The organism is Gemmobacter nanjingensis (genome assembly GCF_014652195.1).
GTDB classification, from domain to species: domain Bacteria; phylum Pseudomonadota; class Alphaproteobacteria; order Rhodobacterales; family Rhodobacteraceae; genus Gemmobacter; species Gemmobacter caeni.
On sequence record NZ_BMYI01000009.1, the window covers coordinates 178042 to 199870 of the forward strand.

The following is a 21829-nucleotide window of genomic DNA, read 5'->3' on the forward strand; positions in this document are numbered from 1 at the left end:
CCGACCGGCATCAGCCAGCCCGGTTTACCAGTCATTGCTTAAGACGGTTTTGAAATGGGCATCCCAGTCGAAGGGCGCCATTGTCGATCCCGCCTCCCGGAGGGTTGCGGCTGCCGTGCGCTGGCGCGGACTGGCTGACAACGCCCGGAAAATTGTTTCCGTCCAAGAATAAACATCTGATGTCCCGAGGTAAATGCCTGTATCGCCAAGAAGTTCACGCAAAACCGGCAAGTCCGAAACATAAACCGGAACCCCGAGCGCAAGCGCCTCCAGCGGAGGCAGGCCAAAGCCTTCGGCCAGGCTGGGGAAAAGCAGCCCCTGCGCGCCGGTCAGCAGGCCGGAAAGGGCCGTATCATCCAATCCCGGCGCCTCGATCACATGGGCAGGTGCTGCGTTCAGCCGGGCGAAGACCTCTTCGTTCCGCCACCCCCGGCTGCCCGCGATCACCAGCTGCGGCATACGTTCCGGTGGCAGACGTTTGCCCAGCCGCTCCCAGACGTCCAGCAGCAACATATGGTTCTTTCGCGGCTCGATGGTGCCGACCGCTACAAAATATGGCCGTTCGGGATCAAGGCCGGGCAGATGAAACGGGCCGGGGGCGGGGGCGACGATGCCCAAAGGGGCGACCACCCCTTCCGGCAGGCGGCCAAAGCGGCGCAACTGCGCCTCGTTCGCCTGCCGAGTCACCTGCGCGGTGTGGATGACCCGGTCCGCCCCCGCCGCCACCGCAGCCATCTTGCGCGCAAAGACCTCGGGAATCCCGGCACGGGTATATTGCGGGTAATCAAGGGGAATCACATCGTGCAGCAAAACCGAACTGCGCAGGCCTTGCCGCCGAAGTGCTGCAAACAACGCGGGCGTCAGATGGCTGTGCCCCACGTTGTAGTAGCGGCAATCCACTGGCAACCGGCGCAGCAGCAAGTTCGGCAAGAGGGACGGCACCCGGCGACGCGCCAGCCTGTAAACGGCGGTTTCTGCCTGCGCGCGCAAGGGGTTATCAGCAAACCTCAGCCGCGCCCAGCGGCCGGCGGCTGGCAAGGGCAACCCGACCCGCGCCATCTGCGCAAGCTGGTTCGAGCCGTCAGCATCCAGCAGCACCATAAAAGAAGACAGACGGACCAGCGCATGAAGCGCCGGACCGCCTGCTTTGTGATCCGCCAGAAAGCGGTCAAGATAAGCGAGTTCTACCCGGTCGATTCCCGTCGCCACCGGACGACCCAGACGCGACATCAACCGCGTCAGATCCAGCAGGCGGGCGGCTGGCACGCGTGTTACTGCGCGGCTTTCTGTTGGGCCAGGGTGTCGTGGAGGTAGGCGGAGAATTCGTCGCGGAGGTCGTCGCGGGCCATGCCGAAGGCGACGGTGGCCTGCAGGAACCCGGCTTTCGAGCCGCAGTCGTAGCGCTGGCCGCGGAAGCGGTAGCCGTAGACGCCCGAGCCGCCCTCGCCAATCTCTTCGGCGATGGCATCGGTCAGCTGGATCTCGCCGCCCGCACCCTGTTTCATCCGGTTCAGGTTGGTCAGCACCTTCGGCGACAGGATGTAGCGGCCGATGACTGCAAGGTTCGACGGCGCTTCTTCCGCCTTCGGCTTCTCGACCATGCCTTTGGCCCGGACGATGGTGCCCATGTCCTCGGCGATGTCGAGCACGCCATAGGCCGAGGCCTTGGGCGGCGGCACTTCCATCGCGGCGACCATGTTGCCGCCGGTCTGTTCGTAGGCCTCCACCATCTGCGCCAGGCAGGATTTCTCGGCCGCGATCACGTCATCGGGCAGCAGCACCGCGAAGGGCTCGTTGCCGATCAGGCGGCGGGCGCACCAGACGGCATGGCCCAGCCCCATCGGCCGGTTCTGCCGCACATAGGCGATGGCACCCGAATCCATGTTGGTGTCCTTCAGGACCTCCAGCAGATCATCCTTGCCCTTCTTGCGCAGCGCGCTTTCCAGTTCCGGCGCGTGGTCGAAGTAATCCTCCAGCGCCGACTTGCCGCGCGAGGTCACGAAGATGAACTCCTTGATCCCCGCCGCCCGCGCCTCGTCGATCGCGTACTGGATCAGCGGACGGTCCACCAGCGTCATGATCTCTTTCGGGATCGACTTCGTCGCAGGCAGAAAACGGGTCCCGAGACCCGCAACCGGAAATACCGCCTTGGTCACCTTTCTGGGCTTCATGATCTGGCTCGATTCCTCTTGCATTTGCATGCTTTCAAACAAAGGCTGGCACGCCATTTCGGGCGATCATACCGCATTTCATCCTGCATAACCAAATAAAGTGACAAAAAGGTGCCATTTTGGAAGTCAGGTGTGGGATTACGGCAAACTCCTGTGACGCCTAACGCAGGCCATGCGCGCACTCAAGACACCCGCTCGGGGTCTGCCACACATGGGCGCACTTCCGCCCATCTGCGACATTCACGCAGCACCCTGTCATCGAAACGCATCAGGCGGAAAGGCGGTTCCTCGCGGCGGGCCGCGCCAAACAGACCTCCCCATTGCTGCCAGTAGCCATCGGGATGGAAATTCGCCCGATGGCGCAGCCCTGTCGGGCTGAAGCGCAGGACCGTGGTCACCGCCCCCGCCGCCACCGCCGCACGCGCCCGGCGGGCAAGCTGCGCGCGCTGCCACACCCTGCCCGCCACAACAGCGCCCGGACGCGGCCCGGTGCCAGGAAGCGGAAGGAAGGACCCGGAGCTGTCGGGCAAGGATGAGAGTACCGGCAACGGACGGGCAGCCCCGTCCGCTATACCCGCATGTAACCCCCGCAGCAGAAGCTCGACCTCGCGTGGCTCGATCCGGCCGGTGACCATATGGCTGAGCAGCCGCCGCCGCTGGTCGGCATGCAGACGGTCCAGCGCGGGGGCCCATTCCCGCTCTGCGGCGTGACGGCGCAGAAAAACCATGCTGGAGGCGCCGATCTCATGCAGATCCAGAGGCACGCGGTCGGCCCGGCGGCGGTTGCTGGCCTCGAAGCCGTGATGCACCTGCGCATCGGGCACAACGGCGGTCATACCAAGGGGGGCAAGACGCAGGGCAATATCGGCATCTTCAAGGTAGAACCGATAGGCCGGATCGAAACCACCCACGCCAAGCAGGGCCATGCGCCGAAAGGCGCAGTTCGTGCCCACGGGCTTCACCGCCTGGTGTGGCGTGCCGGAGTGCATGCTGATGCCAGACGGAAGGTGCAGCGCATGGTCCTGCCCCGTCGCATCGACCCTGGTCGCCGTCCACTGAAAGGAAATCCCGTTGCGACCACGCGTGAACCCGGTTGCCGCGACCACGCCGGGAGTCTGGAAGGCTGCGGCAAGGCGGCTCGCCCAGGTCGGCTCGGCCACCGCATCGTCATCGATGAAGGCTACAGCCTCACCCGCAGCCAGAGCGAGCCCGGTGTTCCGCGACAACGAGAGGTTGGGAAGTGCCGCCACCGCCAGTTTGCAGACCAGCCCCGCCGCCTGCATCGGCGCGACCACCACGTCGCAGGCGGCCCTGTCGGCCACGACGCAAAGCTCCAGCTGCGGATGATCCTGCTGCCGCAACCCGGTCAGGCAGCGGCGCAAGGCTTCCGGCCGCTGCCAGCTTGCCACGATCACACTGATCGTGGGCAGATCGGTCACGCGCCGGCCATCTCGGCCATCATGGCCTCGATCCGGGGCACATCCTCGGGGTTGTTCAACTCCCAGAACTGACGCCCCTTGGCTTCGACCTCGACGCAGAGCACGTTGCGGCCCTGCTCGAGGAAACGGAGCTGCTCCAGCCCCTCCAGCACCTCCAGCGGGCCAACCGGCCAGGATGGATAGGCGCGCAGCGCGCGCGGGCGATAGGCATAGACGCCAACATGGTGAAAGACCGGCGTCGCATCCTCGTCAGCAAAGGTCTTCCCGGTATAGGGGACCACCTCTTTCGAGAAATAGAGCGCCCGCCCGCCCACGCCGAACACGGCAGTGGTGCCGCCGACCCGACCCGCACGACGGTCGGCCAGAAAGCCGTTCAGCGCCCGGCCATCGCAGCGCAGCACCGGCGTCGCAATATCGGCCTGCGGATCCGAGCGCAGACCGGCAATCAGATCCTCGACAAACCATGCGGGTGTCAGCGGGGCGTCGCCCTGCAGGTTCACCACCATCTCATAGCCCGGCAGCTTCGCCGCCACCTCGGCGCAGCGTTCGGTGCCGTTCTGGCAGGCGGAGGAGGTCATCACCACCTCGGCACCAAAGCTTTCGGCATGGGTTTTGATGCGGTCGTCATCGGTGGCGACCACCACGCGATCAACACCCTTCACCCCCTGCGCCGCCTCCCATGAGCGGCGGATCAGGGTCTTTTCCCCATCCGGTCCTTTCAACGAAACCAGAGGCTTACCCGGATAGCGGTTCGAGGCATAGCGGGCGGGAATGGCCAGAAGGACGCTCACTTCTTCAGCTCCACACCCGGCGCATAGGCGATGAAGAACGGATTATCCCAGCCCGCCTTGCCATAGGCCAGCGGCGCGTGATCATCGAAGCGTACGACATGGCCGCCGGCACCGCGCAGCACGGCATCGCCGGCGGCGGTATCCCATTCCATCGTCCGGCCAAGGCGCGGATACAGGTCGGCCTCGCCCGTCGCCACCAGACAGAATTTCAGCGACGACCCGGCCGAGGTCATGTCTTTTACCCCGTATTTACCGATGTAATCATCCGTCGCAGCATCGCGATGCGACTTGGAAGCAACGACCATCAGCGCATTATTGTCCGGCGTACTGACATGCAGCGGCGTGACCGGGCCACGCTCGGCCTTGTCGAAAGCGCCGGTTTCCTCGACCGCTGCGCCATCCTCCTGCGTGTAGAACAGCCGTCCCTTGGCCGGAGCATAGACCACCCCCCGCAGCGGCACCCCGTTTTCGACATAGGCAATGTTGACGGTAAAATCGCCACGGCGCTGCACGAACTCCTTGGTGCCATCCAGCGGATCGACGATCAGGAAGGTCGATGCGCTGAGGCCATGGCTCGCCGCCTGCTCTTCGGTGATCAGCACCACATCCGGAAATGCCGCGCGCAGACCAGCCGCGATGATCGCATCCGCTGCCTCGTCCGCCTCGGTCACCGGGCTGGAATCACTTTTGGATTTCACCTCGAACTCGGGCGAGTTGTAGATCTCCATGATCCGGTCACCCGCTTCCAGAGCGAGACGTCGAATGGCGGGAACGAGGGTCGAGTGATCCATGTGCAGGCTCCGCGCGGCCCTTGGGGCCTTAATGTTGCTTCATTTTTCTGATCCCCTTATCATCCGTCGCTAAGGGATCGGCAAGATTTCCCGCGCAAGATGGGAACCAGGTCCGTAAGAGGTGCGGCAGAATGTTCGAGGCAGAACGCGCAAGGTCGTCGGCACAATCGGCCTTCGCCACGCTGGAACTGATTTTTCACGCCAGCGTACGGCATGTGCGTCAGGGGCATGGCAATGCTGTGCTGGGTCTGCTGCTGAACATGGTGCAGACCGTCGTGCTGGTGCTGGTGTTCTATACGATGATGACGCTGATGGGATCGAACCGGGCAGCAGCCGTGCGCGGGAATTTCGTGCTTTACGTCATGTCCGGCGTCTTCATGTTCATGACTCATTCCAAGGCTCTGGGTGCGGTGGCGGGTGCCGAAGGCCCGACCTCGGCCATGATGAAACACGCGCCGATGAATACCATCGTGTCCATCGCCTCGTCGGCGCTGAGTTCACTTTACCTGCAAATTCTGTCTGCTTCATGCGTGCTTTATGGCTACCACGCCGCCTTCACGCCCATCACCATTCACGATCCCGTCGGTGCGATGGGGATGATGCTGCTGTCCTGGGCCTCGGGGGTGGCCATTGGCATGATCTTCCTCGCCGCGAAACCATGGGCACCGGATGTTTTTGGTGTTGTGACAATGGTTTACATGCGCGCAAACATGATCGCCAGCGGTAAGATGCTGATTGCCAACCAGGCCCCGCACAAGATCCGGCAATGGTTTGACTGGAACCCCCTGTTCCATACCATCGACCAGGGCCGGGGCTTCGTGTTCATGAATTACCATCCCCACTACACCAGCATCGGCTATGCCGTGAAGGTAACCTGCGTCTGTTTCGTCATCGGGATGATGGCGGAATTCTATACCCGTAAACATATCTCGGCCAGTTGGTTCTCTAAACGATGACGTCACGCTTTGCTGCCCTGATCGCCTGCTCTTGCCTTACCGCCCCCGCCCTCGCGCAGGACATGCCTGCCCTTTTCGACGTTCGGGATGTGGCGCCGGATGATGTGCTGAACATCCGCACGCTGCCCGAAGCAAACGCACCGCAGATCGGCAGCCTGCCGCACGATGCCCGCATGGTCGAGGTTGTCGCGCTGGCGCCCGGCGGCACCTGGGGCCGCGTCAACCTGGGCGAAGCGTCGGGGTGGGTCTCGATGCGCTATCTGGCGCCCGTGGCTGGGCCGGGCTGGCAAAGCCTTGACCGGCCCATGACCTGCTTTGGCACCGAACCCTTCTGGTCGCTGGTCTACGACCCCGCCCGGCGCAATATGGCGCTGTCACAGATGGGGGATCAGGACGGGGCGCTTGGGCTTTGGATTGACTGGCACCTGTCCAGCACCAGCCGTGCAGGCCAGATCGGCTGGCAGATCGAGGGACCAGCGCGGAAGGGCTTTGCCACGCTGACCGCCGAATCCTGCAACGATGGAATGAGCGACCGGGATTACGGCCTGTCGATCAGCCTGTTCGTCAATCCCGATCAGGAAAGCGGTGCCGAACCCATCGCCCTTTCGGGTTGCTGTTCGCTGGCCCCCTGATCGGGCGGAACAACAGGGGGCTTTCCCCCTGCCGTTCTGGAAATTCATCCGATTGTCACGCTTGCAGGGGCTTTTCGCCCTGCCTATATACGCCGGGAAGCCGGTTGGGGCGGGCCGCCCCGCCGCTTGAAATGGGATCGGGGACGGAAGCCTTTTCAGGGTCCGCCTCCACAACATCGCCGAAAGAAGAGGTAGCATATCATGGCCAAAGTCATCGGGATCGACCTCGGGACCACGAACTCCTGCGTCGCCATCATGGACGGGTCGCAGCCGCGCGTCATCGAGAACTCCGAAGGGGCTCGCACCACGCCCTCGATCGTGGGCTTTACGGAAAATGAACGTCTGGTCGGACAGGCCGCCAAACGGCAGGCCGTCACCAACCCCACCAATACCGTTTTCGCAGTCAAGCGCCTGATCGGGCGCCGCGTGACCGATGCGGAAGTGGAAAAGGACAAGAAACTGGTGCCCTATTCCATCGTGAACGGTGGGAACGGCGACGCCTGGGTCGAAGTCCGCGGCGAGAAATTCTCGCCCGCGCAAGTCAGCGCGATGATCCTTCAGAAGATGAAGGAAACCGCCGAGGCCTATCTGGGTGAAACCGTTACTCAGGCCGTCATCACGGTTCCGGCCTATTTCAACGACGCACAGCGGCAAGCCACCAAGGACGCGGGCAAGATCGCGGGCCTTGAAGTGCTGCGCATCATCAACGAACCGACCGCCGCCGCACTGGCCTATGGCCTGGACAAGAAAGACACCAAGACCATCGCCGTCTATGATCTTGGCGGCGGCACCTTCGACATCACCATTCTGGAAATCGACGACGGCCTGTTCGAAGTGAAATCCACCAACGGGGATACGTTCCTCGGCGGCGAAGACTTTGACATGCGTATCGTCAATTACCTGGCCGAAGAGTTCAGGAAAGAACATGGCGTCGACCTGACCCAGGACAAGATGGCGCTTCAGCGCCTGAAGGAAGCGGCCGAAAAAGCGAAGATCGAGCTGTCGTCCTCCAGCCAGACCGAGATCAACCAGCCGTTCATCTCGATGGACCGCAACTCGGGCACGCCGCTGCACATGGTGATGAAGCTGACCCGCGCCAAGCTGGAAAGCCTTGTCGACGACCTGATCAAACGCTCGATGAAGCCCTGCCAGGCCGCGCTGAAGGATGCAGGCCTGTCGATCAGCGACATCGACGAAGTGGTTCTGGTCGGCGGGATGACCCGGATGCCGAAAGTCATCGAAGAGGTGACCAAGTTCTTCGGGAAAGAACCGCACAAGGGTGTGAACCCCGATGAGGTGGTGGCGCTGGGTGCGGCCATTCAGGCCGGCGTGCTGCAAGGCGACGTGAAGGACGTGGTTCTGCTGGACGTGACCCCGCTCTCGCTGGGCATCGAAACGCTGGGCGGCGTGTTCACGCGCCTGATCGACCGCAACACCACGATCCCGACCAAGAAGAGCCAGGTCTTCTCGACTGCCGAGGATAACCAGAACGCCGTGACGATCCGGGTGTTCCAGGGTGAGCGTGAAATGGCGGCCGACAACAAGCTGCTGGGCCAGTTCAACCTGGAAGACATCCCGCCCGCGCCGCGCGGCATGCCGCAGATCGAGGTGACCTTCGACATCGACGCCAACGGCATTGTTTCGGTTTCGGCCAAGGACAAAGGCACCGGCAAGTCGCAGAACATCACGATCCAGGCGTCCGGCGGTCTGTCCGACGACGAGATCGAAAAGATGGTGCGCGATGCCGAGGCCAATGCCGAGGCCGACAAGAAGCGCAAGGAACTGGTGGAAGCCCGCAACCAGGGCGAAGGCCTGCTGCACTCGACCAAGAAGTCCCTGGCCGAACACAGCGACAAGGTCGATCCCTCGACCGTGGAAGCCATCGAACTGGCCATGGGGGCGCTGGAAGAAACGCTCAAGTCCGACGATGCGGGCAAGATCCGCGGCGGCATCCAGAACCTGACCGAAGCAGCGATGAAACTGGGCGAAGCCATCTACAAGGCGCAGCAGGCCGATGGCGACGGCGGCGCGGATGAAGATGGCCCCCGTTCGGTCGATGACGACATTGTCGACGCCGATTTCGAGGATCTCGGCGAAGACAAGCGGAAGTAAGACCGCGGAAATCCGAAGGGGGCGGTCCGGCAACGGGCCGCCCCTCTCCGGTTCCGAAGGGGGATAAGCCATGGCAAAACGTGACTATTACGAGGTGCTCGGCGTCTCGCGCGGGGCATCTGCGGATGAACTGAAGAAAGCCTACCGGGCCAAGGCCAAAGAGCTTCACCCCGACCGTAACTCCGACAATCCCAATGCCGAAGCCGAGTTCAAGGAAGTGAACGAGGCTTACGACGTGCTGAAGGATGCGGACAAGAAGGCGGCCTATGATCGGTTCGGTCACGCGGCTTTTGAAGGCGGCATGGGCGGTGGCGGCGGCCCGCGTGGCGGCGGCTTCAGTGGCAACGGTGATTTCGCCAGCGCGTTTTCGGACGTTTTCGAAGACCTGTTCGGCGACTTCATGGGCGGCGGCGGTCGCGCCGGTGCACGCTCGCGTGCGCAACGCGGCTCGGACCTGCGCTATAACCTGCGCATCAATCTGGAGGAAGCCTACAAGGGCGTTCAGAAGACCATCAATGTCCCGGCCTCGGTTGCCTGCGACGCCTGTCATGGCACCGGAGCCGAGGGCGGCGCCGAGCCTGTGACCTGTCCGACCTGCTCGGGCATGGGCAAGGTGCGGGCGCAACAGGGCTTCTTCACCGTCGAACGCACCTGTCCGACCTGCAATGGCATGGGGCAGATGGTGAAAAATCCCTGCAAGGTCTGTCAGGGTGCCGGGCGGGTCGAGAAGGACCGTGCGCTGTCGGTCAACATCCCGGCCGGGGTGGAGACGGGCACACGTATCCGGTTGGCCGGTGAGGGCGAGGCAGGTCTGCGCGGCGGGCCGACGGGTGACCTTTACATCTTCATCGAGGTGAAGGAACACCCGATCTTCCAGCGTGACGGCGTGCATCTGTTCTTCCGCGTGCCGGTGCCGATGGCCACCGCTGCGCTGGGGGGCGAGGTCGAGGTGCCGACCATTGACGGCGGCCGCAGTCGCGTGAAGGTGCCCGCGGGGAGCCAGACCGGCAAGCAGATGCGGCTGCGCGGCAAGGGTATGCCTGCGCTGCGCGGGGGCGGCACCGGCGATCTGCTGATCGAACTGGTGGTGGAAACCCCGGTGAACCTGACCGCCCGCCAGCGCGAATTGCTGCGCGAGTTCGAGAAACTGTCGGAAGAAAACAACCCAGAAGCCAGCTCTTTCTTCAAGAAGGTGCGCAGCTTCTGGGACGGGATGAAGAACTGAGAACGACCGGGGCGCCCGTGTGGCGCCCCTTTCGTTTCAGGCGCGGCGGATTGGATCGGCCAGAAGGCGCAGCCCGTTCAGCACCACCAGCACCGTACCACCCTCGTGCCCCAGCACCGCCAGAGGCAACGGCAGATCGAAGAACAGCCCGCCGATCACCAGCACCAGCATGGCGCCCAGCGCGAAGATCAGGTTCTGCCGGATGATGCGCGCCGTGCGCCGCGCCAGATGGCGGGCGGCGGCAAGCTGCCCCATCTCGTTCGACATCAGCGCCACATCGGCGGCCTGCAAGGCGACCTCGCTGCCCGCCGCGCCCATGGCGATACCGACATCGGCGCGGGCGAGGGCAGCCGCATCGTTCACCCCGTCGCCAACAAAGGCCACGCGGCCCTGCGCCGCCAGATCCCCCACCAGCGCCACCTTATCGGCGGGCAAAAGGTCGGCGTGGATTTCCGTTTCCTGAAAACCAAGATCGGCACCGATACGCCGGGCCACGGCATGACGGTCGCCAGTCATCAGTGCCAGGGTCAAACCTTCGGAACGCAGCCGGGTCACCGCCGCGCGCGAACTGTCGCGCGGCCGGTCCGCCACAGTCACCGCCCCCAGGATCTCGGCCTCGCGGCCCAGCCAGATCAGTGTTTCCGCCCCGTCGCTGACCCCATCCAGATGCGGCAGGTCAGCCCCCATGCGCGCCGCCATCCGCGCATTCCCGGCCCACAAGGGGCCATCGGGATGCTGCCCGGTGACGCCCTCGCTGGGATGGGCGTGGACCTCATGCACCCCCGCCGCATCAATACCGCGCTCGGCCGCCGCACGACGGATCGCATCGGCGATAGGATGTTCCGATTGCGCCTCGATCCCCGCCATCAGTGCAAGAAAGCGTGATTCATCCGTCGTATGCAGGCCTGTCACCTCGGCCCGGCCGGTGGTCAGCGTGCCGGTCTTGTCGAAGGCGAAGGCGCGGACTTCGGCCAATGCCTCCAGCGCGCCGCCGCCTTTGAACAGAACGCCGCCCCGCGCGGCGGCTGACAGCGCCGACAGGATCGCGGCAGGAACCGAGATCACGACCGCACAGGGGCTGGCCGCCACCAGCAGCGTCGCCGCCCGGTAAAGCGCGGTATCCATATCTGTGCCAGTGGCCAGAAAGCCCAAAAACGCGGCGACGGCCCCAAGCAACACGGCAATCGTATAACGCTGGCCGAACCAGTCCGAAAATCGCTCGGACGGCGCCTTTTGCGATTGCGCTTCCGTCACCAACGCGACCATCCGGGCTACGGTACTGTCAGCGGCGGCATGGCTGACCTCAACCTCCAGCACGCCATTCAGGTTCACCGTCGCCTCGAAAACCCGATCCCCCGGCCCCTTGTGTGCGGGCATCGATTCGCCCGTCACCGTCGACAAATCCATCGAGGCCTCGCCTTCGACGATCACCCCGTCCACCGGCACCCGCGCACCGGGGCGCACGACCACGATGTCGCCTGGCAGAAGCTCTGCCGAGGGCACCTCGACCACCGTTCCGCCCTGCCGCTTGAGCGCGGTATCGGGGCGCAGCGCCATCAACGCCTCGACCGCGCGCCGCGCCCGCCCCATCGCACGTGTTTCCAACGTTTCAGAGATGGCAAACAGGGTCAGCAGAACCGCCCCTTCGAGGGCAGAGCCGACAGCAGCCGCAGCAAGGGCTGCAAGCACCATCAGGAGGTCGATATCCAGCCGCCGTTCACGAAACAGTTCGGACAAGGCGGAAAGGGCGGTGGGAACGCCAGCGGCCAGATAAACCGCTATCAGGCCCGCCGGGCCCCACCAGCCAGGCAACGGAAAGGCGCTGAAGAGCGCGGCGCCCATCCCCAGAAGAACGACTGCAATCAGCAGGTTGTCATGGTTCCCGTGGCTGTGTTCCGGCATGGCTGTCCCCTTTCGGGGTGAGCTTATGCGATGAGCTGTTGGCCCGCAAATCCGGTAATCCGCGCCGTGACGATCTGCCCCTCCGGTTGATCGCTCTCAAACCGGACCTCGGCGAAATGTTCCGTCCGGCCCATGCGCGGCGTCTCTGTCAGGATCTGGCGCGTCTGGCCGGTCTGGCTGGCAAGATACCGGGCCAATGCCAACTCGCCTTCGGCCCGCAGCCGGGCAGCTCGCGCCTTTGCCTCAGCCCCGTTGACTTGCGGCATGCGCGCTGCGGGTGTGCCTTTGCGCGGGCTGAACGGAAAGACATGCAGGAAGGTCAGCCCGCAGTCGCCTATCAGCTTCACCGAGTTTTCGAACATCTGTTCGGTTTCAGTCGGAAAGCCCGCGATGATATCCGCCCCCAAGACAATGTCTGGCCGCAGGCGCCGCGCCTCCTCGCAGAACCGGATGGCGTCATCGCGCAGATGGCGGCGCTTCATCCGTTTCAGGATCATGTCATCCCCGGCCTGAAGGCTCAGGTGCAGATGCGGCATCAGCCTCGGTTCGGTGGCAATAGCCTGCATGAGCATCTCATCCGCCTCGATCGAATCGATCGAACTGATGCGCAGGCGCGGCAGATCCGGCACCAGCCGCAGGATGCGCATGACAAGATCGCCCAGCCGGGGGGTTGCGGGCAGATCCGCCCCCCAGCTTGTCAGATCGACGCCAGTCAGGACGATTTCGTGAAACCCCTTGTCTACCAGCCGCTTGATCTGTTCGACCACGACCCCCGCAGGCACCGAGCGTGAATTGCCCCGGCCATAGGGAATGATGCAAAAGGTGCAGCGATGGTCACAGCCATTCTGCACCTGAACATAGGCGCGATGACGGCCAAACCCGTCGATCAGGTGCCCGGCGGTTTCGCGCACAGACATGATGTCATCCACCTGCACCTTTTCGGTCAGGCCAATCAGATCGGGCGCGCGCAAGCCAGACCATGTTTCGGGCTGCATCTTTTCGGTATTGCCGATGACCTTGGTCACTTCCGGCATTGCCGCGAAGGTTTCGGGTTCGGTCTGCGCCGCGCAGCCCGTCACGATCACGGGCGCCCCCGGATTTTCGCGGGCCAGGCGGCGGATTTCCTGCTTGGCCTTGCGCACGGCCTCTGCCGTGACCGCGCAGGTGTTCACAATCACGGCGTTATCGACACCCGCCGCCGCGGCCAGTTCTTTCATGGCTTCGGTTTCATAGGCGTTCAGCCGGCAGCCGAGCGTAGAGAAAACCGGGGCTGTCATTCCAGACCTGCCAGAAAATCCGGGCGCAGCACACCGTCGAAGACTCGCGCAACCGGCCCGGACATCCAGACGCCATCCTCGCGCCAGTCGATTTGCAGCAAGCCGCCATCGACCACGACATCGACCTTCCGACCCGTCAGGCCGCGCTCCGCAGCCGCGACGGCAGTGGCACAGGCGCCCGAGCCGCAGGCCAGGGTGATACCCGCCCCCCGCTCCCACACCCGCATACGCAGCCGGTCCGGCGCCAGAACACTTGCGAATTCGACATTCGTCCGCTGCGGGAACAGGTTGTGACGCTCATAGATCGCGCCCTGGCCCGACACATCCACTGCCTCGGCATCATCAACAAAGAAGACGCAATGCGGATTCCCCATCCCGACGGCAGCGGGGGTGCCCGGCAATGTCAGGCGCGTGGTATCCTGCGCTTCAGCCAGCGGAATATCGCGCCAGTCCCGTTGCGGATGCCCCATGTTGACGGCAACGCGGCCATCCGACAGGCGGCGTGCGGTGAGCCGACCGCGCTGGGTCGTCAGTTCCACCGCATCCTGCGCCAGTTGCTGCATCATATAGGCGCTGACGCAGCGGGTGGCGTTACCACAGGCACCTGCGCGGCTGCCATCCGCATTCCAGAAATCGAGTGCGAAATCGGCATCTGCCGCATCGCGAATCTCGGCAAGCTGATCAAAGCCGACACCGCGATTGCGGTCCCCTACCGCCTGCGCAAGCGCAGCCGTGACCACCGCCCCGCGCCCGCGCGAGTCGATCACCACAAAATCATTGCCTGCTCCATGCATCTTCATGAAGGGCAGGCCGTGGGGGAAAAGCTCTGTCATGCCAGCCTCCTACCCCAGCTTGAAGGATTCTGCCAGAGATGACGATTTTTAAGTGGATTGGCTCTTGACCGCCCCCCGCGAGTTCCGTAGTTAGCCGCTCACAGAAGGCGGGCCCGTAGCTCAGTTGGTAGAGCAACTGACTTTTAATCAGTGGGTCACAGGTTCGAATCCTGTCGGGCTCACCACTGTAATCCTGCGATAGGCGATTGTTATATATTGCACTTTGCAGTTGACGTATCCTTCATTACACAGATCTCATCGCTCTCGTTTATGCGGGTTCTGACCATGGTTTGACGACTGGCCACGGCCTGCAAAACAGGCTGCCCATAACCAACTTCCAGACACACCATGATCTTCGCAGTCGCTTTTGAACTGTGTAACGCGACAAAAACATGGGGGTTTTTAAGAGAGTGCGTTGCCCTATCCGTCGTCAGGTGTCGTTACCCGTCGCCATCCGTCTTTCCTCAATAAAATAAGGCGCTTGCCGAGGCTGTGAGGCTCTGGTGGCGTGTCTGGGCGGCTTCGGGGCGGTCATGTCGGTCGCGACGAAAATATTGCGCCAAACAGGTGGCCAGAGCGTGATCCGCGCCCTCGCTGGCGCCCGGACCCGAGCTGCTAATCGCCCGAAAACATCAATAAAACTTGGCTTTAACGGCTGTTTCAGGGCGATTCAGCCAATCCGGGGAAAGTGCGAAACTCGGAACTCGTGCGCGGATTTTTGAACTCAGTTCATAGTTACGTCTTTTCAATAGCTTACGGGGATTTCACCCGGTCTTTCAGCCCCGAAACCCCTGTTTTTAGGCCGGAAACTCGGAACTGGCGGCCTTCCAGTTCATAGTTACATGATTTCAATGCGTTATGAGAAATGGCGATGTGCGAGCTATGCGCCATCCGCATAGGTCAGCGGAGCCGCGCGCCGGTGCCGCCGGTTTCCACCGGGGCAAGCGTGGTGGCATGCAGCACGACAGACCCGGCGGCCATGCCCTCGAGCGTCTTCATCGCCTCCTTGTAATCGGCTTCGATCTTCTCGTCGGGCTTGTAGACATGCAGTTTCCAGATCGCGATGGCCTCGGCGATCTCGCGGATCTCCGGCGGCGTCTCCGCCAGCGGCACCACGAAGCGGGTGCCGAGGCGACCGTTGATCGTGGCATCGGCATTGGCCAGCGCCCGCGCCACCACCCCGGTATCGATCCCCCCGGCCGGGGGCGTCGCACGGTCGGTGATGCCGAGCAGCATGTCGGCGCCATAGCGTTCGGTCAGGTTCTCGAGCGTGGCATAGGTCATGTCACGCGGCCTCGGTCCCGGCGACCTCGCCCGGCTGGATTTCGTGGATGCGAAGATCCTGTGCCCGGTGAACGTAGAAGTCGCGGGTTTCGCCGGACTCTACGCGCACGGGGATGTTCATGCCTGGGCCGTTGGGATCAAGATGCCGGACCCGAACAGGCCAGCCATGGGCATGCACGGTGACTTTGGTGGTCATCTTTCTGCTCCTCTTGGTGCGAAGGGGCCGGGGGGCCGTCACGCGCCGCCCGGCAGGGGATCGGCCCCGGCGGCGCGCAGGCCGCCGGATGGCGCTAGAGGGTTTCGAGATCGTCCCAGCTGGCATCGGCCAGCGCGCCGGTGCCCTTCAGCCCGGTGAACTCGCTCAGGGTCAGCGGGATCGGATCACCGGGGGCGAAGCGGTAGCCGTCATGCTCGATGGCGCTGGCCACCGTGGCGATCCGGCGCTCGGACAGGATTTCGGGCGCCGTGCCCTTGGGCAGGATCGGCGCGAGATTGGGGCCGATGGAGGCGATGGCCTGCAGCAGGGCCGCCTCTGCCGGATCCGGGGAGATGGCGGGGGTATTGGCCGGGGCGCTTTCCCCGGCCGGGGGTACGGGACGCTTTGCCATGTCACTGCACCGCGTTCTGGACGAAGTAGCCGACGTCCTTTGCGATCACGAGTTCCTTGACCCGCTCGCCCGTCCGCACCCGGTAGCCGCCCTGCAGCCCGACATCCGGGTCTTCGATCCGGCCCGAGATCCGGCTGCCATATTCGGCGGTGGCGCCGAAGGTGATGCCGCCGCGCTCGACTGAAGCGCCGGGGTTGAGGTGCAGCATGGCCAGATGCTTGCCCCAGCACCGGCTGAGTGACGGCGCCTGACCGGGCTTGGCGGTATTCACCCAGGCATCGCCGATCAGCAGCCGTTGCAGCCCCTCGCCCGAGAAGAGCTCGATGAACTGCTCGCGGCTCACGAGGCCCGAGGTCTGGGTGCCGCCCTTGATCGCATTGACGATGATCGGGTGCGAGGACAGCTTCGACCAGACCGGCCGCCCCATCACCCAGGTATTCGGGCGATAGACCAGCGTCGATTCCTGCCCGGTCTTCAGCGCGGTGATCGGGTCCGAATTGGCGTAATCCGACCATTGCGAGCTGCCCGACAGCGTGACCCGCTTGTCGGCGGCATAGGTGTTGAGGTTGTGGACCAGCCCCGCCACCCGCACCTCGCGGATATTCTGCAGCACATCGGTCAGCATCTCGACCGCATGGCTTTCCGGGTCGATGGCCGACAGGCCCCGGGCGCGGGCATTGGCGGCGGCCTCGACATCGAAATGCACGATGGGCGCGTCGAAGCCGTAATCCTCGACGGCGGATTTTCGATCGAAGAAGCCGTCACATGGCTTTCAAACCCCATGACCGGCAGTAGCTACGAGGTTGAGCTTTTCGATCTCGTTCCGCCAAGAGACGAGTGGGACAGGCTCGACGCGCCTCATCGCGAATTGATCTCCACCTTCGTAGAAGGTTTTGGAGAGATTGGGAAAGGTATGTCGGTTGAGCGGCTGCCAAACTGGAAGCGTGGGCTTCCGAGACTTCTGGTCCGCCTAGACCAATCGCCGAACGGCGCTGTCTTGAGGCTGACAAATGCATCTTCTACGGCGCGCGAACGGCGTGCTCTCGCGCCTTTTGACGACGATCCCCAGCGGCATTCCCATCTTCTGAAGTTCCTCGACAGGCACCCTCTCGTTCGGAGTGTTGAGCTACCGGGCGTGGTAGTCCGTTCTGCGAGAACTCCGGCGCTGGTGCGAGCTCGACCCAGCGTTGCGACCATCCCCCGTCGAAGCGCCCAGTCATCGCACCCAAGAATTGGCGTCGTGGACGGCGGGATCGGCGACGCCCTGTCGGGGTGGATCATTGACCGATGGGACATACTGGCCGACGAGGACATGGACCTCAATCATGGCACGTTCATTGGAGGGCTAGCGGTCGCGGGAAGAGCCTTGAATGGCCCTGAGACCTGCCCTGAACCCGACGGCGCGGAACTGGTGGACTTGGCTATATTTCCAGATCAAAGGAAGCCGGGTGCTTTCTCCTCCTACTACTCCTGTGGCCTCACTGACTTCTTTGAAGAGTTGGGCACCGCCGTGGCGGACGCGCGCGCAAGGCACGGGGTCCGGGTCTTCAACATGAGTCTGAACATACTCCAGCCTGCCGTGCCGGATCGTTACAGCACACACGCGGCTCGGCTCGACCAGATTGCCGAAGAGAACAATGCTGTCGTATTTGTATCGGCGGGAAATACTGACCCGCAGGATTTTCGCCCTGAGTGGCCTGGGGACACTGCCACAGCCCTTTCGAACTTGGCGCTAGCACGAAACGATGGCCTCCTTACACCGGCTGAGAGCGCGCGAAACGTGGCGGTCGGCGCAGTGAACCCGCCGGGTCACGGGGGCTGCCTGCCCTTCGCACCCACACGCTTCAGCCGCCGGGGACCCGGCCTGCGATCTGGTGTGAAGCCTGATCTTGCGCATGTCGGTGGCTCCGGCTCGCAACATGCTTCCCTTGGCCATGGCCTGTTTTCGGTCTTGCCCGATGGGACGGTTGTAGACGGCTGCGGCACCAGCTACGCATCGCCGCTGGTTGCCAAGACCGCCGCGAAGCTGGTGCACGAGATCGAGGGCGAGGTCTCCAGAGAAATGCTTATTGGACTTCTTGTTCACAACGCTGAGACCCCAGAGCCATTGCGTCCGAAGGAACTCGGGCCTGTCGCACGCCACCTCGTCGGTTTCGGCTTGCCGCCTTCCGCTGACAGGATTTTGGAAACTGGAGATCACTCGATCACGCTGGTGTTTGCCTCTCGCATCCAAGAAGGCCAGCAGATCAATTTCCGATTTTCGTGGCCGCCTTCGCTGGTCGCCGGCGGAAAGTGTAGAGGCTACGCGAAGCTCACTCTGGTCTCCACTCCTCCCCTAGTTGTGCAGCCGCAACGAAAATTGGCCGGTTCGATGAAACCGCAGTGCAGCATCCTACTGGAACCGACCGGCGGCTTTGGGCCGTCTTCGACGCGGCGCGCAGCCTCGGCAAGGGGGGCGAAGGGAGCGTCGAGATATGCATTTTGCGCATAGCTCTGCCTTCAGTTGCTGCCCCCTAATTTTGTCGTTTTGGCCACCTATTTTTGTCGCGCTACAAACTGGCCGGCGAGGCCTGAGACACGCGATCAATAGGTGATGGTCACGATGATCGTGTCAGAATAGATTCCCGGCGGTGGAGTTGCCTGCGCGGGAACACGACCGTAGACGGTAAAGCTCTGCGCCGCACCGCTGCCAGTGCCGGGCTGAGCGGCGCCGTCGCCCAGTTCTCCCCAGGAAAGGCTGCGCGCCGCATCACGAAACAGGCCGTACCAGATCTGGTTTCCGCCTGTATCCTGCATTTTCCGGTCGCCCGACCCGGTGCCGTAGAAGCCGTAACCCAACCCGATATCGAAAGCGGAATTGGCAGTGCAGGTCACGTCAATCTGGCTGGTCGCGTCGATGGCGCTGTTCAGCAATCCGGTTGTGCCGAAATCCAGATCCTCCGCTGTCACAAGACAGTCCGGCACCACATCTGCCAACACGGAAAAGGAAAAGCTCGCGGTGCGGTTGGTGCAAAACAGAAGCAGGTTGCAGGTCGTGTAATCCACCCTCACATCAAGGGGATTGCGGTCGAAAACCGAACCATAGCTGCCCGGTATCACGCTGCCTTGACCTCCCGGTACACGGGCATAAACCGGCACATTCATCCCTGAGGTTGTCAGCAGGGTAAGCACAGAGGCGCCGGTCAGCCGGATCGGCTGTCCGCCATAGCTCCAGTAACTTCCGCCAAGCAGATCGCTGCGCGCCGCGTCACGATAAAGCTGGAAGTTCAGTGGCGTCGCCGTAGTGGTGCTGGTCATCCGCCGGGTCGCGCCATTCGCCCCGCCGCGCCCCTCCCCGACATGGATGCGAATGTCGATGGACGACAGCAAACCCAGAAACGCGCTGCAACTGACCGAGATCGTGCCAGTGGTATCGGTGGCGCCGGAGGAAAGTGTATCGACCTGGCCGAAAACGATGTCGCTCGCCGAAAAGCTGCAAGTCTGTGCCCGCGCCATGCCCGCAGTGGCGGTCAGGCAGAACAGGAACAGCAGCCAGATCAGCGCGGTTCGGATCATTGGCAAACCACCCCGGTGATTTCCGTAATCCTGCCGGGTTCATCGGCATAGGCAAAGCTGCCGCGACAGGGCGGTTTCCCCGGATAGGTCACGCTGACGGTGTTGGTTGCGCGCAGGCCAAGTGCATAGACCTGCCCGTCATAGCCCACCAGCAGACCATCGTCGCGGCCATTGATCTGTACGCCGCCGCCCACATCCAGCGGCAGCCCACCGGCATCGACCAGTACGATCATCGCACCTGCCGGATTGGCCTCGACCCCAAAATCGACGCGGGCACCGCTGTGATAGGCCGGACGCACGGTCTGGCGGGTGCTGCCGATGGCTGCGTCAAGGGGCAGGGTCGAGGGGTCGATCGACAGGACATTCCGTTCGTATCCGCGCAGGTCGGGCACAAGCAGCCTGCCCGAGCGCCCGGTCCGGCCCACAGTGCGGTTTTCCGATTTGACCTCCACGCCAGCAGCACCTGCATCGACAACGGCAAAGGAATCCTGAATGCGACGGGTCAGAAAAACCCCGCCCCCGGCCACTGCAACAGATCCATCAAGCCTCAGACCCAGACTGCGCGACCTGTCAGAGAATTGCGTGCCCAGCTCGGCCCGGCCATAGCGCCCATTCAGCCCGAGATTGGCGCGCAGGCTGGTCGCCTCGTCCCGGCTGGCCTGTACCCGCCAATCATGGCCGCGTTGCCGGTCGCGGTTGCCCCCCGAAGCCGTCGCCGCCAACCGGAAACCATCATTCCGCCGTTCAAGCGTGCTGCCCGCATAGCCACGTTTTCCCAATGGCACATGCAGACCAAGGCCGAGCACCGTATCTGAGGTTTGCCCCCGCACGGTCAACGCGCTGAGGCTCAGCGTGCCGCCGTCCAGCACAGGGCGGCTGTAGGCAAGGCCAAGGCTGGTGTCCGCACTGCCGTCGGCGCGCCGGGTATCGGCGGCGAACAGGCTCGCGGCGGCCCCGCCCGGCCCCGACAGTGGCATGGTCAGAGAAATCTGACCCAGCCGGGTCAGCGGCGAGGCCGGATCACCCGCCAGGCCAGGTTCCGCCGTCACCGCGGCAATGTCCGAAAAATCGCCCCAGCTCCGCATCAGCCGACCGGAGGCCTGCAACCGGCCGAAACTCAGTTTGCCCGAAAGTTCGGCCAGTTGGCCGTCCCCCTGATCAGACCGGCTGCGTGCATAGCTGAAAGTCGATGTGCCCAGCGTGCCAAGCCGGAAGGTCGCGCCCAGCCCGCCCAGCCGCAGATCCGGGCCTGCCTCGACATGGCCATGCAGTGTCAGCGCCTCGGACACGCCGATCCGGAAGGTCGCGGCGCCGAACAGATCGTCGGCGTAATGGTCATCATCCGTACCCATGCCCAGCCGGGGGGCGCCCAGCGCAAAAGCATAATCCGCCACCCCCGGCCGCAGCAGATCGGAGGAAACGAGGAAAGGCAGATCAACGCGCGTTTCCCGCCCGGTGATATCGCGTACGATCACCTGCGCCTCGCCCGAACCACTGGCAAGCGGCAGGTCGGTCAGCGTGAAAGGGCCAGCAGGAACCTCGGTCGCATAAGTGCGGATCGAGTTGGAATAGACCTCAACCGCCGAAGGCACCGCCGCACTGCCCGCAAAACTGGGCAGGGGGATCGTCACCAGATCGGGACGCAGACTGAAATTGCGCTCCACCAGCAGGCCGCCAAGCCGCACCGGGCGGGTCCAGGACGGCCCGCGCGTGGTGAAATCACCGATCTGCACCTGTACGGCCCCGCCGGGGAAGGCACTGCGCCAGTAGGTCTCCAGCCGGCGATGGCGCAGCCCTGCAGCCTCGTCCTCGGTCAGGGCGAAACCATAGGTCAGTGCGCCCAGCGGCAGAAACAGCCGGGCCTCGAAGGCCCCCGCCGCAGTTGTATCTGTTGCTGACCCGTCAGCTGTCACCGCTTCGAAATCCAGCGCATAGTTCAGCACCAGCCCGAAGCCGCTATCAACCGCGCCCTCCTCCCCCTCATACGGTCTCGGAGCCGGGCGGGCACTGACCACATGCGGCGCCAGCGCTGTGTCGGTCGCCTCGAACGAGATCGTCTGCGCCGCCTCGTCCAGATCCCAGCGCAATCCGGGCAACTGATCCAGCCGCACCTCGCCGCGCCGCGCTGCTGTATCCGGCAGGATACCGCTGATGCTGTAACCGCCCCCCGACGGCATCGATGTGCCATGGTGGGATCGCAACAATCCAAATTGGGAGGCGGTCATGTCGGAGATTATCACGGTCGGACTGGAT

The 21829-nt window shown here is 63.6% G+C and carries 19 protein-coding genes and 1 tRNA gene; 6 read left to right on the forward strand and 14 right to left on the reverse strand.

What is annotated here, in order from left to right; translation table 11 throughout:
- Positions 1-24: 24 nt before the first annotated feature.
- The 5 genes from IE126_RS15395 to cysQ form a co-directional block, all read right to left on the reverse strand.
- Complete coding sequence (locus tag IE126_RS15395) at positions 25-1266, reverse strand: glycosyltransferase family 4 protein (RefSeq protein ID WP_229825544.1); 1242 nt, start codon at positions 1264-1266, stop codon at positions 25-27.
- 5 nt (positions 1267-1271) lie between these two features.
- Positions 1272-2171 (reverse strand): UTP--glucose-1-phosphate uridylyltransferase GalU, encoded by a 900-nt coding sequence (galU, locus tag IE126_RS15400; RefSeq protein WP_054303357.1) that lies wholly within the window; start codon positions 2169-2171, stop codon positions 1272-1274.
- 182 nt (positions 2172-2353) lie between these two features.
- On the reverse strand, positions 2354-3610 hold the full coding sequence (locus IE126_RS15405; protein WP_189381516.1) for a glycosyltransferase family 2 protein: 1257 nt from the start codon (positions 3608-3610) through the stop codon (positions 2354-2356).
- Positions 3607-4401: a 3-deoxy-manno-octulosonate cytidylyltransferase gene (locus IE126_RS15410; protein WP_189381517.1), complete on the reverse strand. Its 795-nt coding sequence runs from the start codon at positions 4399-4401 to the stop codon at positions 3607-3609. The genes IE126_RS15405 and IE126_RS15410 overlap by 4 nt, the downstream gene beginning before the upstream one ends.
- On the reverse strand, positions 4398-5192 hold the full coding sequence (gene cysQ, locus IE126_RS15415) for a 3'(2'),5'-bisphosphate nucleotidase CysQ (RefSeq protein ID WP_189381518.1): 795 nt from the start codon (positions 5190-5192) through the stop codon (positions 4398-4400). The genes IE126_RS15410 and cysQ overlap by 4 nt, the downstream gene beginning before the upstream one ends.
- A 131-nt stretch (positions 5193-5323) precedes the next feature.
- Between cysQ and IE126_RS15420 the strand changes: the two genes are divergently transcribed.
- From IE126_RS15420 to dnaJ, 4 genes are all read left to right on the forward strand, one after another.
- A complete protein-coding gene (locus IE126_RS15420; protein ID WP_054303279.1) occupies positions 5324-6148 on the forward strand; it encodes an ABC transporter permease in 825 nt (274 codons plus the stop codon).
- Positions 6149-6210: 62 nt separating this feature from the next.
- Positions 6211-6780 carry a peptide-binding protein gene (locus IE126_RS15425; RefSeq protein ID WP_189381519.1) on the forward strand — a complete coding sequence of 190 codons (570 nt, stop codon included), beginning with the start codon at positions 6211-6213 and terminating at the stop codon, positions 6778-6780.
- 201 nt (positions 6781-6981) lie between these two features.
- Positions 6982-8892 carry a molecular chaperone DnaK gene (gene dnaK / locus IE126_RS15430; RefSeq protein ID WP_054303281.1) on the forward strand — a complete coding sequence of 637 codons (1911 nt, stop codon included), beginning with the start codon at positions 6982-6984 and terminating at the stop codon, positions 8890-8892.
- A 70-nt stretch (positions 8893-8962) separates the two neighbouring features.
- The gene (gene dnaJ / locus IE126_RS15435; RefSeq protein WP_054303282.1) at positions 8963-10117 is read left to right on the forward strand and encodes a molecular chaperone DnaJ; all 1155 of its coding nucleotides are present in this window, start codon (positions 8963-8965) and stop codon (positions 10115-10117) included.
- A 36-nt stretch (positions 10118-10153) separates the two neighbouring features.
- On the opposite strand, the gene IE126_RS15440 is transcribed toward dnaJ, so the two are convergent.
- The 3 genes from IE126_RS15440 to dapF are packed head-to-tail and all read right to left on the reverse strand — an operon-like array spanning position 10154 to position 14129.
- Entirely contained in the window at positions 10154-12019 is a 1866-nt protein-coding gene (locus IE126_RS15440) for a heavy metal translocating P-type ATPase (protein ID WP_189381520.1), read from the reverse strand.
- Positions 12020-12042: 23 nt separating this feature from the next.
- Complete coding sequence (gene mtaB / locus IE126_RS15445) at positions 12043-13296, reverse strand: tRNA (N(6)-L-threonylcarbamoyladenosine(37)-C(2))-methylthiotransferase MtaB (protein WP_189381521.1); 1254 nt, start codon at positions 13294-13296, stop codon at positions 12043-12045.
- Positions 13293-14129 carry a diaminopimelate epimerase gene (gene dapF, locus IE126_RS15450; RefSeq protein WP_108128756.1) on the reverse strand — a complete coding sequence of 279 codons (837 nt, stop codon included), beginning with the start codon at positions 14127-14129 and terminating at the stop codon, positions 13293-13295. The genes mtaB and dapF overlap by 4 nt, the downstream gene beginning before the upstream one ends.
- 109 nt (positions 14130-14238) lie before the next feature.
- Here dapF and IE126_RS15455 point away from each other — a divergent pair.
- A tRNA-Lys gene (locus IE126_RS15455) sits at positions 14239-14314 on the forward strand.
- A 715-nt stretch (positions 14315-15029) separates the two neighbouring features.
- Here IE126_RS15455 and IE126_RS15460 read toward each other — a convergent pair.
- From IE126_RS15460 to IE126_RS15475, 4 genes are all read right to left on the reverse strand, one after another.
- A complete protein-coding gene (locus IE126_RS15460; protein WP_189381522.1) occupies positions 15030-15413 on the reverse strand; it encodes a gp436 family protein in 384 nt (127 codons plus the stop codon).
- A 1-nt stretch (position 15414) separates the two neighbouring features.
- On the reverse strand, positions 15415-15609 hold the full coding sequence (locus IE126_RS15465) for a hypothetical protein (protein ID WP_189381523.1): 195 nt from the start codon (positions 15607-15609) through the stop codon (positions 15415-15417).
- 94 nt (positions 15610-15703) lie between these two features.
- Positions 15704-16021 (reverse strand): hypothetical protein, encoded by a 318-nt coding sequence (locus IE126_RS15470; protein WP_189381524.1) that lies wholly within the window; start codon positions 16019-16021, stop codon positions 15704-15706.
- A gap of 1 nt (position 16022) precedes the next feature.
- Complete coding sequence (locus tag IE126_RS15475) at positions 16023-16727, reverse strand: capsid protein (RefSeq protein ID WP_189381525.1); 705 nt, start codon at positions 16725-16727, stop codon at positions 16023-16025.
- Positions 16728-17261: 534 nt separating this feature from the next.
- Between IE126_RS15475 and IE126_RS15480 the strand changes: the two genes are divergently transcribed.
- Positions 17262-18512, forward strand: coding sequence for a S8 family peptidase (locus IE126_RS15480; protein WP_229825545.1), 1251 nt, complete (start codon positions 17262-17264; stop codon positions 18510-18512).
- Positions 18513-18604: 92 nt separating this feature from the next.
- Here the strand turns inward: IE126_RS15480 and IE126_RS15485 are convergent, their stop codons facing one another.
- Positions 18605-19576, reverse strand: a complete 972-nt coding sequence (locus IE126_RS15485; protein WP_189381526.1) for a Csu type fimbrial protein — start codon at positions 19574-19576, stop codon at positions 18605-18607.
- Positions 19573-21829: fimbria/pilus outer membrane usher protein (locus IE126_RS15490; RefSeq protein ID WP_229825548.1), on the reverse strand; the 2257-nt coding region annotated here is incomplete at its 5' end. The genes IE126_RS15485 and IE126_RS15490, both read right to left, overlap by 4 nt.

Bases quoted from the DNA above. Each gene is read 5' to 3' on its own strand.
- galU (WP_054303357.1), bottom strand. From the start codon at position 2,171: ATGAAGCCCAGAAAGGTGACCAAGGCGGTATTTCCGGTTGCGGGTCTC.
- cysQ (WP_189381518.1), bottom strand. From the start codon at position 5,192: ATGGATCACTCGACCCTCGTTCCCGCCATTCGACGTCTCGCTCTGGAA.
- IE126_RS15420 (WP_054303279.1), top strand. From the start codon at position 5,324: ATGTTCGAGGCAGAACGCGCAAGGTCGTCGGCACAATCGGCCTTCGCC.
- IE126_RS15425 (WP_189381519.1), top strand. From the start codon at position 6,211: ATGCCTGCCCTTTTCGACGTTCGGGATGTGGCGCCGGATGATGTGCTG.
- dnaK (WP_054303281.1), top strand. From the start codon at position 6,982: ATGGCCAAAGTCATCGGGATCGACCTCGGGACCACGAACTCCTGCGTC.
- dnaJ (WP_054303282.1), top strand. From the start codon at position 8,963: ATGGCAAAACGTGACTATTACGAGGTGCTCGGCGTCTCGCGCGGGGCA.
- IE126_RS15440 (WP_189381520.1), bottom strand. From the start codon at position 12,019: ATGCCGGAACACAGCCACGGGAACCATGACAACCTGCTGATTGCAGTC.
- mtaB (WP_189381521.1), bottom strand. From the start codon at position 13,296: ATGACAGCCCCGGTTTTCTCTACGCTCGGCTGCCGGCTGAACGCCTAT.
- dapF (WP_108128756.1), bottom strand. From the start codon at position 14,129: ATGACAGAGCTTTTCCCCCACGGCCTGCCCTTCATGAAGATGCATGGA.
- IE126_RS15460 (WP_189381522.1), bottom strand. From the start codon at position 15,413: ATGACCTATGCCACGCTCGAGAACCTGACCGAACGCTATGGCGCCGAC.
- IE126_RS15465 (WP_189381523.1), bottom strand. From the start codon at position 15,609: ATGACCACCAAAGTCACCGTGCATGCCCATGGCTGGCCTGTTCGGGTC.
- IE126_RS15470 (WP_189381524.1), bottom strand. From the start codon at position 16,021: ATGGCAAAGCGTCCCGTACCCCCGGCCGGGGAAAGCGCCCCGGCCAAT.
- IE126_RS15485 (WP_189381526.1), bottom strand. From the start codon at position 19,576: ATGATCCGAACCGCGCTGATCTGGCTGCTGTTCCTGTTCTGCCTGACC.